General features: G+C 60.3%; 13 protein-coding genes and 1 pseudogene. 9 read left to right on the plus strand and 5 right to left on the minus strand.

From position 1 onward, the window contains the following. The first annotated feature begins 9 nt into the window (after positions 1-9). The 6 genes from CKW32_RS20990 to CKW32_RS21015 all read left to right on the plus strand — a co-directional run bounded on the left by CKW32_RS20990 (position 10) and on the right by CKW32_RS21015 (position 6,020). A complete protein-coding gene (locus CKW32_RS20990) occupies positions 10-1,113 on the plus strand; it encodes an ABC transporter ATP-binding protein (protein WP_095185869.1) in 1,104 nt (367 codons plus the stop codon). Between the two features lie 18 nt (positions 1,114-1,131). After that, positions 1,132-2,613, plus strand: coding sequence for a mannitol dehydrogenase family protein (locus CKW32_RS20995; protein ID WP_095185870.1), 1,482 nt, complete (start codon positions 1,132-1,134; stop codon positions 2,611-2,613). A gap of 139 nt (positions 2,614-2,752) precedes the next feature. Further along, positions 2,753-4,234 (plus strand): xylulokinase, encoded by a 1,482-nt coding sequence (gene xylB / locus CKW32_RS21000; protein WP_032886875.1) that lies wholly within the window; start codon positions 2,753-2,755, stop codon positions 4,232-4,234. Between the two features lie 12 nt (positions 4,235-4,246). Continuing rightward, positions 4,247-5,185, plus strand: coding sequence for a carbohydrate kinase (locus CKW32_RS21005; RefSeq protein ID WP_095185871.1), 939 nt, complete (start codon positions 4,247-4,249; stop codon positions 5,183-5,185). A 100-nt stretch (positions 5,186-5,285) separates the two neighbouring features. Next, entirely contained in the window at positions 5,286-5,543 is a 258-nt protein-coding gene (locus tag CKW32_RS21010) for a DUF2790 domain-containing protein (protein ID WP_095185872.1), read from the plus strand. A gap of 78 nt (positions 5,544-5,621) precedes the next feature. Beyond that, positions 5,622-6,020, plus strand: a complete 399-nt coding sequence (locus tag CKW32_RS21015) for a hypothetical protein (RefSeq protein ID WP_095185873.1) — start codon at positions 5,622-5,624, stop codon at positions 6,018-6,020. Here the strand turns inward: CKW32_RS21015 and CKW32_RS21020 are convergent. Further along, positions 6,017-6,286 (minus strand): DUF1652 domain-containing protein, encoded by a 270-nt coding sequence (locus CKW32_RS21020; protein ID WP_095185874.1) that lies wholly within the window; start codon positions 6,284-6,286, stop codon positions 6,017-6,019. The two genes, CKW32_RS21015 and CKW32_RS21020, sit on opposite strands and share 4 nt — an antisense overlap. 225 nt (positions 6,287-6,511) lie before the next feature. After that, complete coding sequence (ilvA, locus tag CKW32_RS21025; protein ID WP_095185875.1) at positions 6,512-7,543, minus strand: threonine ammonia-lyase, biosynthetic; 1,032 nt, start codon at positions 7,541-7,543, stop codon at positions 6,512-6,514. Between the two features lie 270 nt (positions 7,544-7,813). On the opposite strand from ilvA, the gene CKW32_RS21030 reads away from it, so the two are divergent. Both CKW32_RS21030 and map read left to right on the plus strand, forming a co-directional pair. Beyond that, the gene (locus CKW32_RS21030; protein WP_025855286.1) at positions 7,814-8,014 is read left to right on the plus strand and encodes a ParD-like family protein; all 201 of its coding nucleotides are present in this window, start codon (positions 7,814-7,816) and stop codon (positions 8,012-8,014) included. Next, positions 8,014-8,775, plus strand: a complete 762-nt coding sequence (map, locus tag CKW32_RS21035) for a type I methionyl aminopeptidase (protein ID WP_095185876.1) — start codon at positions 8,014-8,016, stop codon at positions 8,773-8,775. The genes CKW32_RS21030 and map overlap by 1 nt, the downstream gene beginning before the upstream one ends. A gap of 44 nt (positions 8,776-8,819) precedes the next feature. Here the strand turns inward: map and CKW32_RS21040 are convergent, their stop codons facing one another. Both CKW32_RS21040 and CKW32_RS21045 read right to left on the minus strand, forming a co-directional pair. Then, on the minus strand, positions 8,820-9,752 hold the full coding sequence (locus tag CKW32_RS21040; protein WP_095185877.1) for a magnesium transporter CorA family protein: 933 nt from the start codon (positions 9,750-9,752) through the stop codon (positions 8,820-8,822). A 6-nt stretch (positions 9,753-9,758) separates the two neighbouring features. Then, positions 9,759-11,345, minus strand: coding sequence for a RimK family protein (locus CKW32_RS21045; RefSeq protein ID WP_095185878.1), 1,587 nt, complete (start codon positions 11,343-11,345; stop codon positions 9,759-9,761). Between the two features lie 94 nt (positions 11,346-11,439). On the opposite strand from CKW32_RS21045, the pseudogene CKW32_RS21050 reads away from it, so the two are divergent. Beyond that, positions 11,440-11,889 (plus strand): annotated as a pseudogene (locus CKW32_RS21050) (GNAT family N-acetyltransferase); the annotation flags it as partial. On the opposite strand, the gene sfnG reads toward CKW32_RS21050, so the two are convergent. Continuing rightward, entirely contained in the window at positions 11,885-12,970 is a 1,086-nt protein-coding gene (sfnG, locus tag CKW32_RS21055) for a dimethylsulfone monooxygenase SfnG (RefSeq protein ID WP_032886892.1), read from the minus strand. The pseudogene CKW32_RS21050 and the gene sfnG sit on opposite strands and share 5 nt — an antisense overlap. Positions 12,971-12,997: the final 27 nt, after the last annotated feature.

Genomic DNA, 12,997 nt, shown 5'->3' on the forward strand with positions numbered 1-12,997 from the left:
GGGCCCATCATGGCCAACCTCAAAATCAAGAATTTGCAAAAAGGCTTCGAAGGTTTCTCGATCATCAAAGGCATCGACCTGGAAGTGAACGACAAGGAGTTCGTGGTCTTCGTCGGCCCGTCGGGCTGCGGTAAGTCCACCCTGCTGCGCCTGATCGCCGGCCTGGAAGAAGTTACCGAAGGCACCATCGAACTCGATGGCCGCGACATCACCGAAGTGACCCCGGCCAAGCGCGACCTGGCGATGGTGTTCCAGACTTACGCGCTGTATCCGCATATGAGCGTGCGCAAAAACATGTCGTTTGCCCTGGACCTGGCCGGCGTCGACAAGAAGCTGGTGGAGAGCAAGGTCAACGAAGCGGCGCGCATCCTCGAACTGGGCCCGCTGCTGGAGCGCAAGCCCAAGCAACTCTCCGGTGGCCAGCGTCAGCGCGTAGCGATTGGCCGCGCCATTGTGCGCAACCCGAAGATCTTCCTGTTCGACGAACCGCTGTCCAACCTCGACGCTGCCCTGCGTGTGCAAATGCGCCTGGAGCTGGCGCGCCTGCATAAAGAACTGCAGGCGACCATGATCTACGTGACCCACGACCAGGTCGAGGCCATGACCCTGGCTGACAAGGTGGTGGTCTTGAACAGCGGCCGTATCGAGCAGGTGGGTTCGCCGCTGGAGCTGTATCACCAACCCGCGAACCTGTTTGTGGCGGGCTTTCTTGGCACGCCGAAAATGGGCTTCCTCAAGGGCAAGGTCACGCGTGTCGAGTCCCAGACCTGCGAAGTGCAACTGGACGCCGGCACCTTGATCAACCTGCCGCTCAGTGGTCCGACCTTGAGCGTCGGCAGCGCGGTCACCCTGGGCATTCGTCCGGAGCACCTGGAAATCGCGTCGCCTGGCCAAACCACCCTGACCGTCACCGCCGACGTCGGCGAACGCCTGGGCAGTGACACCTTCTGCCACGTCAACACCGCCAACGGCGAGCCGTTGACCATGCGCATCCGCGGCGACATGGCCAGCCAGTACGGTGAAACCCTGCACCTGCACCTGGACCCGGCGCACTGCCATCTGTTCGACACCGATGGCGTGGCCGTGGCCCGTCCACTGCGCGCTGCCGCCTGATTTCGCGAGTATTACGTTATGAAATTGAACACACAGAACCTCACGCAACTGGCTGAGCAGGTGAAAATCCCGGCCTACGCCATTGCCGACACCCGTCAGGGCATCGCCCATATCGGCGTCGGCGGCTTCCACCGCGCGCACCAGGCGTATTACACCGATGCGCTGATGAACACCGGTGAAGGCCTGGACTGGAGCATCTGCGGCGTCGGACTGCGGGCCGAGGACCGCAAAGCCCGCGACGACCTGGCCGGCCAGGACTACCTGTTCAGCCTGTATGAACTGGGCGACACCGACGACACCGAAGTGCGCGTAATCGGTGCCATCAGCGACATGCTGCTGGCCGAAGACAGCGCCCAAGCCCTGATCGACAAGCTCGCCAGCCCTGAAATCCGCATCGTCTCGCTGACCATCACCGAGGGCGGTTACTGCATCGACGACAGCAACGGCGAGTTCATGGCCCACCTGCCGCAGATCCAGCATGACCTGGCGCACCCCGCAGCGCCGAAAACCGTGTTCGGTTTTATCTGCGCGGCGCTGACCCAACGCCGCGCCGCCGGCATTCCCGCGTTCACCGTGATGTCCTGCGATAACCTGCCCCACAACGGCGCCGTCACGCGCAAGGCATTGCTGGCGTTTGCCGCCCTGCACAATGCCGAGTTGCATGACTGGATCGAGGCCAATGTGAGCTTCCCGAATGCCATGGTCGACCGCATCACCCCCATGACCAGCACCGCCCACCGCCTGCAATTGCACGATGAACACGGCATTGACGATGCCTGGCCAGTGGTGTGCGAACCCTTCGTGCAGTGGGTGCTGGAAGACAAATTCGTCAACGGCCGCCCGGCGTGGGAAAAGGTCGGCGTGCAGTTCACCGACGATGTGACGCCCTATGAAGAGATGAAGATCGGTTTGCTCAACGGCAGCCACCTGGCACTGACCTACCTGGGGTTTCTCAAGGGTTATCGGTTTGTGCACGAGACCATGAACGACCCGCTGTTCGTAGCCTACATGCGTGCCTACATGGACCTCGACGTCACGCCAAACCTCGCGCCGGTACCGGGCATCGACCTGACCGACTACAAGCAGACGCTGGTGGATCGCTTCTCCAACCAGGCGATTGCCGACCAGTTGGAGCGCGTGTGTTCGGACGGCTCGTCGAAGTTTCCCAAGTTCACCGTGCCGACCATTAATCATCTGATTGCCGATGGGCGTGAAACAGAGCGCGCGGCGCTGGTCGTCGCAGCCTGGGCCTTGTATTTGAAGGGCGTGGATGAGAATGGGGTGAGCTACAAAATCCCCGATCCGCGGGCGGAATTCTGCCAGGGGTTGGTGACTGACGATGCGCTGATCAGCAAACGCCTACTGGGCGTAGAAGAGATTTTTGGCACGGCTATTCCCAACTCGCCGGCGTTTGTGGCAGCGTTCGAGCGGTGCTATGAGAGTCTGCGTGATAACGGCGTCACCACTACCCTGAAGCACCTCCTGAAGAAACCGGTTTAAATGTGAGAAGGGGCTTGCCCCCGATGAGGGTGTGTCAGTGAAATATCCTTCACTGACCCACTGCCATCGGGGGCAAGCCCCCTCCCACACTGGACCGGGTTGCCAATCCAAAAAAAATAACACTGCTGAGCACACCATCATGACCCAGCAAAACCTGTTCCTCGGCATCGACTGCGGCACCCAAGGCACCAAAGCCATCGTCCTCGACGCCTCCAGCGGCAAGGTGCTGGGCCTGGGCGCCGCCGCGCACACGTTGATCAGCGGCGCCAATGGCCGTCGCGAACAGCACACCCAGGAATGGCTGGACGCCTTTACCGAAGCCACCCACCGCGCCCTGCAACAGGCTGGCGTGGACGGCCAGGACATCCTTGGTATCGGCGTTTCCGGCCAGCAGCACGGGCTGGTACTGCTGGATGACCAAGGCCAGGTCTTGCGCCCGGCCAAGCTGTGGTGCGACACCGAAACCGCGCCGGAGAACGACCGCCTGCTGCAACATCTGGGCGGCGAAAGCGGTTCACTCGAACGGCTGGGCGTGGCCATCGCACCGGGCTACACCGTGTCCAAGCTGCTCTGGACCCGCGAACAACACCCGGACATCTTCAAGCAAATCGCCCATATCCTGCTGCCCCACGACTACCTCAATTACTGGCTCACCGGCCGTGCCGTCGCAGAATACGGCGATGCGTCCGGCACCGGCTATTTCAACGTGCGCAGCCGTGACTGGGATGTGGCACTGCTCAAGCACATCGACCCCAGTGGTCGCCTGGAACAAGCCTTACCGCAACTGATCGAAGCCGATCAAACCGTGGGCAGCATCCTGCCTGCCATCGCCGAGCGCCTGGGCATCAACCCCAACGCCATCGTCGCCAGCGGCGGCGGCGATAACATGATGGGCGCCATCGGCACCGGTAATATCGCGCCCGGCGTGATCACCATGAGCCTGGGCTCATCGGGTACCGTCTATGCGTTTTCGGACCAACCCAACGTCAGCCCCCAAGCGTCGGTCGCCACATTCTGCTCATCCAGCGGCGGCTGGTTGCCGTTGATCTGCACGATGAACCTGACCAACGCCACAGGCGTGATACGCGAGCTGTTCGAACTCGACCTCAACGCGTTCAACAGCCTGGTCGAGCAAGCGCCGATTGGCGCCGACGGCGTCAGCATGCTGCCGTTCCTCAACGGCGAACGCGTACCCGCCCTGCCCCACGCCACTGGCAGCCTGCACGGCCTGACCATGACCAACCTGACACGCGCCAACCTGTGCCGCGCCGTGGTTGAAGGCACCACCTTCGGCCTGCGTTACGGGCTGGACCTGCTGCGCCAGACCGGCCTGCAAAGCCAGAGTATCCGCCTGATCGGCGGCGGCTCGAAAAGCCCCGTGTGGCGGCAGATGGTCGCCGATATCATGAACACCGAAGTGATCTGCACCGAACAAAGCGAAGCCGCCGCCCTCGGCGCGGCGATCCAGGCTGCGTGGAGCCAGTCCGGCGAATCCCTGGCCAGCCTCTGCGACAAATGCGTGAGCGTCGACCCGGCCAGCCGTACCCTGCCGGTGGCGGCCCATGTCAGCGCCTATCAACTGGCTTACGAACGCTATCAACAGCACGTGGCAACCCTTTAAGAGCGAACGACTATGTATCTGGTATGTGGTGAAGCGCTGTTCGATTTTTTCAGCGAGGAAGATGCCAGCGGGCAGGCCTCCAAGGTCAACTACAAGGCGATTGCGGGTGGCTCACCGTTCAACGTCGCGGTGGGATTACGCCGCTTGGGCATCGAGGCCGGGTTGTTCGGCGGCCTGTCCACCGATTTCCTCGGCCGACGCTTATTGCAGGTGCTGAAAGATGAAGGCGTCAGCGAGCAGTTCCTGGTGGAATTCGCCGCGCCGACCACCCTGTCCATGGTCGCTGTGGGTGCCAATGGTTCACCGCAGTACAACTTCCGGGGTGAGGGCTGTGCGGACCGGCTGCTGCAAGCCGAGCATCTGCCGGTACTCGGTGATGACGTGCGTGGGCTGCATATCGGCTCGTTCTCCCTGGTGGTGCAACCGATTGGCGACACCCTGCTGGCCCTGGTACAGCGCGAAAGCGGCAAGCGCCTGATCAGCCTCGACCCCAACGTGCGCCTCAACCCGCAACCCGACATCCAGCTGTGGCGTGACCGCGTCGCCGAGCTGGTCAAACATGCCGACCTGATCAAGGTCAGCGATGAAGACCTGCACCTGCTGTACCCCGACCAGTCGCCGGAAAGCGTGCTGCAAGGCTGGTTGCAACACCGTTGCCAGTTGGTATTCCTCACCCGTGGCGGCGACGGCGCCAGTGTGTTCAGCCGCCAACATGGCACCTGGTCGCAACCTGCGGTCAAGGTGGTGATGGCCGACACCGTGGGCGCCGGCGATACCTTCCAGGCTGCGTTGATTGCCTGGCTGACCGAGCAGCAGTTGGATTCGGTCGACGGCCTGCAACAACTCACCCGCGCGCAGATTGACGCCATGCTCGGCTTCGCGATTCGCGCGGCGGCAATGACCTGCACCAAAACCGGCCCGGACCTGCCGTATCGTAAACAGTTGGGCTGAACACCCGGTTTCATGAAGGTTTTGTCAGCCAGGCCTCGATTAATCGATGGTTAATCCCGCAAGCCGACAGTGAAGTCGAACCCACTTGCGGAGCACCTTCATGAAACTACGTACTTTACTGTGTGGCGGCGCGCTGGCACTGGCAGCCGTCTCGGGCCTGGCCCAGGCCGACAACCAGAAACCCGTGCCTTACCAATACGGCATGCCGCTTAACATCAAGCATGTGATCGCCATGAACGAAGCGCCGACCAATGACTGCAAAGTCATCGACGCCGATATCAAGTTCGTGGACAAGGCTGGGAAAGTCGAAGATGTGGGCTATCGGAAGCTGTCCGACGCGTGCAGCTTCCAGAATTGAGCGTTGCACTGTCACACAGCAAGCCCGCGTAGATAGGCGTATTCTTGCGGGCTTGTCCCAAGGCCGAAAGGAATCGCCATGCCGTTCAGTTTTCGTACCCTCGCCACCACAACCGCCCTGCTGTGCTTTGCCCTCGCACTGGTCTGGGGGTTACGCCCCGATCTGCTGCTCGGGATGTGGGGAGTGAATTCTTCAGACGCCACAGGCCTGGTCGCCCGCCGCAGCGCCGCGCTGTTCCTGGCCATCGGCATCATGTTTTACCGGGCCCGCCATGCGCCGCCTTCGGACACGCGTCGCGCCATGACCAGTGGCTTTGCCATCGGTTGCCTGGTGCTGGCTGTGCTGGGCTTGAGTGAGTGGTTCAATGGAAACGCCGGGCCGGGGATCTTCCTGGCCGTGGCGACCGAAACCGTATTGGGCCTGGCGTTTATCCAAGCCCACAGGTCTTCGGTGGTTCACCCTCAGGCGTCTGCCTAGTAATAGGCTCGACCTCCCGCTCTTTGCAGGGCGGGTGCAGGGGTATTTTTCAGATCTTCACGCAACCCGGCGATCAGGTTGCAAATCGCTCGACTGCTGTCGAGTTTGTCCGTCTTGATGCCTTTGACCTCCAAATCCACCCGGTCACGGTCGCGATCGTCATAGATCTTGATCGTCAGCGAAGCATCTTCGGCTTTGGTGCATTCGCACCGTTTGGGCAGGAAACTTCCTTCAATAATGCTGCGAAGCTCTAATTCCGAAAGCATGGCCAACCTCTCCTTTTTTGAGACTGCCAACAGAGTCTTATGGGTGTGGCAGACGCCTGCCTGCCGCGTCTTGCCGACCTTGGAAGACGTTTCAACTACCAGCCTACTCGGCAAAATACGCGTGCGTTGTAACCATTCCTCATAAGGAACGCGCAAGTTTATATAACTTAAACAGGTCCACGTCCGTAGTGTTTATAACATCGTCGAACAGCCACGATTAAACGTTTAACCCTGCACTTCGTGTGCGTATGCCGTCACTCTTTCAGCAACATGTCGCAAACTATCAAAGTTGATATTCGCCCCGGAATTCACTGCCACCAGTGTCTGCCCATGCACGCCTCGTTGCGCCACGTACTTGCGAATGCCCGCCACCGCCAACGCGCCAGAGGGTTCGGTGATGGAACGGGTGTCGTCGTAGATCAGCTTGATGGCGCTGCACAGTTCGTCATTGCTCACGGTGATCACTTCGTCCACCCACTCCCGGCAGATTTCAAAACCGTAGGCGCCGATCTGCGCTACGGCGGTACCGTCGGCAAACCCGTCGACGCTCGGCAACACCACCCGCTCACCGGCGCGCAGGGCGGCCAGCAGGCAACTGGAGCCTTCGGGCTCGACACCGACGATGCGCACCTCAGGCCGCAGGTATTTGACGTAGGCCGCGATACCTGCGATCAGACCGCCGCCACCCACCGGCACGAAGATGGCGTCCAACGGGCCCTGTTGCTGGCGCAGGATTTCCATGGCCACGGTGCCCTGGCCGGCGATCACGTCCAGATCATCGAAGGGCGAAACGAACGTGCATCCGGATGTCTCGGCCAGTTGCAGCGCATGGGCCAGGGCAAACGGGAAACTCTCCCCGTGCAACACCGCTTCGGCGCCTCGGGAGCGCACGCCTAACACCTTCAACTCGGGCGTGCTGCACGGCATGACGATCCGCGCCTTGATCCCCAACTCCTTCGCCGCCAGTGCCACGCCTTGCGCATGGTTCCCCGCCGATGCGGTCACCACACCGCGCGCCTTTTGCTCGGCGGTGAGCTGCACCAGCTTGTTGTAGGCGCCGCGAATCTTGAAGGAAAAGGTCGGTTGCAGGTCTTCGCGCTTGAGCAGCACCTGGTTACCCAGCAGCGCCGACAATGCCGGCGCGGCTTGCAGGGGCGTACGCAACGCCAGGTCATAGACCGGGGCAGCGAGGATCTTTTTTACATAGTGTTCAAGCAATGCCGTATCAGCGGTGTGGGGGACGGGGCACGTGCTCATGGGTGTCTCCTGGTTTTCAAGGGCCCTGGAGACGGAAAAACAAAACCCGCCTCTAAGGCGGGTTTGGGTGCAGCCGTGTGCTATCCCGCCAAATGAGGAATGGCGGTAATAATGCTTGGCTGGCTGCGGAAGGTTTGAAATGTCATGTCACGAAATTAACCGGGCGTCACCGGGCAAGTCAATGGCCAAGCGCCATTTAGCGTTTGGGGGTTTACGATAGATATACGAAACATATACGCTTTGTATATCAACTTTTAAACAGTGAACCCCATGGGCATCGTCAAAATCACCGACCAACTGCATGAACAACTCCGCTTGGCCAGCGCGGCCATGGACCGCTCCATCAACGCCCAGGCCGAGTTCTGGATCAAGATCGGCCTGCTCGCCGAACTCAACCCCAACCTGCCGTACAACGAGCTGATCAACAAACTGTTGCTGGACAAACCCGACCTGATCCGGGGGCGCAGCTGATGATCAAGACTGCCGCTCAACTGGCTGTGATGCGCGAATCCGGGCGCCTGCTGGCTCAAGTGTTTGACATGCTCGACGGGTTTGTCACCGCCGGCCGTTCCACCCTTGAGCTGGACGCCGCCGTCGAAGCCTTCATTCGTAACGACCTTAAAGCCCGCCCCGCCAGCCTCGGGCAATACGACTACCCCTTCTCCATCAACACCTCAATCAACGAAGTGGTGTGCCATGGCATGCCCAGCGCCAAGGAGATCCTCAAGGACGGCGACATCATCAACATCGACATCACCCTGGAAAAAGGTGGCTTTATCGCCGACTCCAGCAAGATGTACATGATTGGCAACGTCGCCCCCAAGGCGCGGCGCCTGGTGGAAATGACCTTTGAGGCGATGTGGGCCGGGATCCGCCAGGTCAAGCCCGGCGCACGCCTCGGTGATATCGGCCACGCGATCCAGAGCCACGCCCAGGCCAACGGCTACAGCGTGGTGCGTGAATACTGCGGCCACGGTATCGGCAAGCAGATGCATGAAGAACCGCAAATCCTGCACTTCGGCCGACCCGGCACCGGGCTGGAACTGCGCGAAGGCATGGTGTTTACCATCGAACCGATGCTCAACCAGGGCAGTTCCAAGGTGCGCAGCCTGAAAGATGGCTGGACGGTGGTGACCAAGGACAACAGCCTGTCGGCGCAGTGGGAGCATACGGTGGCGGTGACGGCGGATGGCTTTGAAGTGCTGACCTTGCAAACACAGCCAGGCGAATAACCTGTGGCGAGCGGGCTTGTCGAAGAAGTATTCCCTCGCCCCCCTTACATCGTCGCGCCCGCCATCCGTTTGAGCGCCAGTACCATCAAGCCGGCGCCCAACCCCATCGCTGCCAGGAACAATGGGTACGACACCCACCACGGCGTACCCGCGGTCATCATGCTGAACTCCGACATACCGCCAATGCTGGCGATCAGGTTGAGCGGCAAGAACACCACGTTGATCAGCGTCAGCTTGCGCAACAGGTTGTTCATGCTGTTGTTCATCAGGTTGCCGCGCGCATCGATCAGCCCGGAAAACACGTTGGAATAGATCTCCGCCTGTTTGTAGCACTGGTGGTTCTCGATGATCAGGTCATCGATAAGGCCGAGAATTTCAGCACTGAAGTGCTCTTTTTCCCCATGGTTACGCAGCCGCGACAGCACGGCGCCGTTGCTGTGCAGCGCGTTGATGTAATAGATCAGGCTTTCGCTGAGGCTGAACATCTGCATCAGGTGATGGTTGCTCATGGACGCGTTGAACTGCTGCTGCAACTCCCGTGCAACCAGCTTGATCACCTTGAGGTGGCCCAGGTAGTGGTGGATGTTGTTGAGCAACAGGTCGAGCAATACGTCCAGCGGCGTGTGCAACGGCCGGCGCTGGCCCAGGCCACTCAGTGGGGTCTCATCAGTGGCGATCACCAGCAGGCGGCCGGGTGAAAACAGCAGGCCGCACGACGCCACTTCGAACACCAGGTTGCCACCACCGGAATAGTTCTCCGGGCGCTTCCAGATCAGGAACAGGTTGTCGGGATGAAACTCGATGCGTGAGACTTCGTCCGGGTCGAGCGCCGACGCCAACGCGTGCTCGTCGAGCTTGTGGTGATCGCGCAGCCACTCGCGCTCGGCCAGGTCGGGGTTGTTGAACAACAGGATAGGGGCCGCATCGCTATCCCCGCTGCGCAGCTTTCCACCGTTCAGTTCAAAGCGCTGGATCATCGCGCGTCACCACACCTGGCCCTGGCGTTTCAGCTCCAGGCGCCGCACAAACTCTTCCAGCACCAGGCTGTACAGGTCGTCCTGCAAGTAGGCATCTTCGATGCCCGCATCGAGGTTGGGGTTGTCGTTGACCTCGATCACTACCACCTTGTCGCCGGACTGCTTGAGGTCCACACCGTACAGGCCGTCGCCGATCAGGTTGGCGGTCTTCACCGCCAGTTCCACCACCGCCTTGGGCGCTTCATGGACGGCCAGGGTGCGGCATTCGCCGTTGATGGCCTGGCCGATGGCCTTGTGGTTATAGATCTGCCAATGGCCCTTGGACATGAAGTACTGGCAAGCGAAGATCGGTTTGCGGTTGAGTACGCCGATGCGCCAGTCGTACTCGGTGTAGAAGAATTCCTGGGCCAGCAGCAGCACCGAATGCTCGAATAACTCGGCAGTGGCCTTGAGCAAGGCTTCCTGGCTTTCGACCTTGATCACGCCACGGGAGAAACACCCGTCGGGAATCTTCAACACCAGCGGAAACCCGAGGCGCTCGCCGACCCGTTCGAAATCTTCCGGTCGCTCCTTGTAGAGAATCTCGGTGGCGGGCATGCCCAGCTGATGGCTGTTGAGCAAGTCGGTGAGGTAGACCTTGTTGGTGCAGCGCAGGATCGACGCGGGGTCGTCCATCACCACCAGGCCTTCGCTTTCGGCTTTTTTGGCAAAGCGGTAGGTATGGTTGTCAACGCTGGTGGTCTCGCGGATCAGCAAGGCGTCGTATTCGGCCAGCCGCGCGTAGTCCTTGCGCTCGATCAGCTCCACATCGATGCCCAGGCCCTTGCCCACGCGGATGAAGTTCTCCAGGGCACGGGCGTTGGAGGGTGGCAGCTGCTCCTCTGGATCGTGCAGGATTGCCAGGTCATAACGGGCCAGGCGCCGCGAACGGGGTTGGCGCCAGATCTTGCGGCTGAAGTTATCAAGGGCATGGGCGAACTGATCTTCCTGATCGTCACGCAACTTGTGCAATACGCCGGATTTCACCCCTTCGATATGCCAACCGTTATTCTTTCTGAATTCAACCAAGAGGATCGGACACGGGAATGTTTCAAACAACTGGCGGGCCAATTCCTGCAACGGTTCTATATTGGTCCTGCCGAAGTAAAGTGTCAGGGTAAACCCTTCGGTATTACTGTAGAGATGATGACTCAAGGCTTTATCAAGGGTTTTATCCAGGTCATCCAGCGCCAGGCCGTACAGCGACTTCTTAGTCAATTCACTGATGGTGCGCACCGAAGGAATCACCTTGTGTCCGCGCGCTTCGGCCAGCAACGAGCAGTAGTAGCCGTGCCCCAGGTACTTGTAGCTGCGGCACAGATTGATCACCTGCACACGCTTGCCAGTCTCGTTTTGCCGTGTTTGCTCAAGGTATTCCTGGGCGGTGACGATGTCTTCGCTGGGAAAGTAGGAGGCCCAATCTTCCTTGCGCTCAACAATAATCACCACTTGACTGTTACTTCGAGGCGACGCAGAAAAAAAGCCCTTCGAAGTTATTGTCGCCGCGACAATTTGCTCGGATACTTCACGCCAATGACCTTGTACCGCCGACATAATATTTGATCCGCTTTAGAGAACTCGACCTTTTCTATTAAGCACGATCTTTTAGGGAAGTCCCGTTTCGTTACGCAACTTTTACGGCGGTTATATGGCTCTTTTCTCTCGCGTTGCATTACCCGGTGATGTACCGGCATTGGTCGCATTGGAACAACAGTGTTTCACCAGTGACCGGCTCTCATCGCGCAGTTTTCACTGGATGATCAGCCGCGCCCACGGCCAGTTGCTGGTGGCGGAACAGGACGGGCAGTTGCTCGGTTATGCGCTAGTGCTGTTTCGTCGTGGCAGCGCGTTCGCACGCTTGTATTCCATCGCCATTGCCGCCCACGCACGCGGCCTCGGGCTGGGCAGGCAGTTGCTCAGCCATGTCGAGGCCTGCGGGGTGACGCACGGGTGCGCGCACCTGCGCCTGGAGGTGCGCACCGACAACCCCGGCGCCCTTGCGCTGTATGAGCGCAATGGCTACCGGCGCTTCGCCCAGGTCAACGACTACTACGCAGACCACACTCCGGCCCTGCGCCTGGAAAAAACCTTGGTCAGGCCACCTGCTTGATCCCGGCCTTGGCTTCCAGCTCGCGTACCAGCGGCAATACGCGTTTGCCGAAGTACTCCACTTCTTCCTGGAAGTGCAGGAAGCCCGCCAGCACCAGGTCCACGCCTACGGCCTTGAGTGCAACGATGCGCTCGGCGATCTGCTGCGGAGTGCCGATCAGGTTGGTCTTGAAGCCATCGTTGTACTGCACCAGGTCTTCAAAGCTGGACTTGGCCCAGTTGCCCTCGCCTTCGGGTGACGCCTTGCCTGCTTGCTTGGCCGCGTCGCCAAAGGCATTCACGGCTTCCGGGTCGGCCTTATCGATGATCTCTGCGAGCACGGCGCGGGCTTCTTCCTCGGTGTCGCGGGCGATGATGAATGCATTCACGCCGACTTTGACCGAGTGGTTATTTGCGGCAGCCTTGGTGCGAATGTCATCGACCTGGGCCTTGATGCCTTCCGGGGTGTTGCCGTTGGTGAAATACCAATCCGACACCCGCGCCGCCATGTCCCGCGCGGCCCGTGAACTGCCGCCCTGGAACACTTCCGGCTGGCCCAGCGGCTTGGGTTTGAGGGTGTAGTTGTTGAAACGGTAGAAGTCGCCCTTGAAGGTAAAGTCGTCCTGGGTCCAGATGCCTTTGAGGGCGCGGATAAATTCCTCGGAACGGCGATAGCGCTCGTCGTGTTCCAGCCAGTGTTCGCCGATGGCCTGGAACTCGCCCTTGAACCAGCCACTGACGATGTTCACCGCAATGCGGCCGTTGGTGAGTTGGTCGATGGTCGCCAGTTGCTTGGCCGCCAGCGCCGGCTGCCAAGGGCCGGGAAGGATCGCGGCGATGACCTTGAGCTTGGTGGTCGCCGCCAGCAGCGCATGGCTGAACGCCACGGATTCATGCTGGTTCTCGGCGCCGTAGCCAGCGGTGAAGCGGATCTGGGTCAGGCCGTATTCGAAGCCGGCTTCTTCGGCCAATTGCGCCAATTTACGGTTGTAGTCGATGCCCCAGTGGGTGCGTTGTTCGATCTTACTGACCACCAGCCCACCGCTGACGTTGGGCACCCAATAGGCAAATTTCACGGCTTGCTGACTCATCGAACGGTACCTCGTGCAAAAGGGATG

Origin of the sequence: Pseudomonas sp. Irchel 3H9 (genome assembly GCF_900187495.1) — a bacterium.
GTDB classification, from domain to species: Bacteria; Pseudomonadota; Gammaproteobacteria; order Pseudomonadales; family Pseudomonadaceae; genus Aquipseudomonas; species Aquipseudomonas sivasensis.

Bases quoted from the DNA above. Each gene is read 5' to 3' on its own strand.
- CKW32_RS20990 (WP_095185869.1), top strand. From the start codon at position 10: ATGGCCAACCTCAAAATCAAGAATTTGCAAAAAGGCTTCGAAGGTTTC.
- CKW32_RS20995 (WP_095185870.1), top strand. From the start codon at position 1,132: ATGAAATTGAACACACAGAACCTCACGCAACTGGCTGAGCAGGTGAAA.
- xylB (WP_032886875.1), top strand. From the start codon at position 2,753: ATGACCCAGCAAAACCTGTTCCTCGGCATCGACTGCGGCACCCAAGGC.
- CKW32_RS21005 (WP_095185871.1), top strand. From the start codon at position 4,247: ATGTATCTGGTATGTGGTGAAGCGCTGTTCGATTTTTTCAGCGAGGAA.
- CKW32_RS21010 (WP_095185872.1), top strand. From the start codon at position 5,286: ATGAAACTACGTACTTTACTGTGTGGCGGCGCGCTGGCACTGGCAGCC.
- CKW32_RS21015 (WP_095185873.1), top strand. From the start codon at position 5,622: ATGCCGTTCAGTTTTCGTACCCTCGCCACCACAACCGCCCTGCTGTGC.
- CKW32_RS21020 (WP_095185874.1), bottom strand. From the start codon at position 6,286: ATGCTTTCGGAATTAGAGCTTCGCAGCATTATTGAAGGAAGTTTCCTG.
- ilvA (WP_095185875.1), bottom strand. From the start codon at position 7,543: ATGAGCACGTGCCCCGTCCCCCACACCGCTGATACGGCATTGCTTGAA.
- CKW32_RS21030 (WP_025855286.1), top strand. From the start codon at position 7,814: ATGGGCATCGTCAAAATCACCGACCAACTGCATGAACAACTCCGCTTG.
- map (WP_095185876.1), top strand. From the start codon at position 8,014: ATGATCAAGACTGCCGCTCAACTGGCTGTGATGCGCGAATCCGGGCGC.
- CKW32_RS21040 (WP_095185877.1), bottom strand. From the start codon at position 9,752: ATGATCCAGCGCTTTGAACTGAACGGTGGAAAGCTGCGCAGCGGGGAT.
- CKW32_RS21045 (WP_095185878.1), bottom strand. From the start codon at position 11,345: ATGTCGGCGGTACAAGGTCATTGGCGTGAAGTATCCGAGCAAATTGTC.
- sfnG (WP_032886892.1), bottom strand. From the start codon at position 12,970: ATGAGTCAGCAAGCCGTGAAATTTGCCTATTGGGTGCCCAACGTCAGC.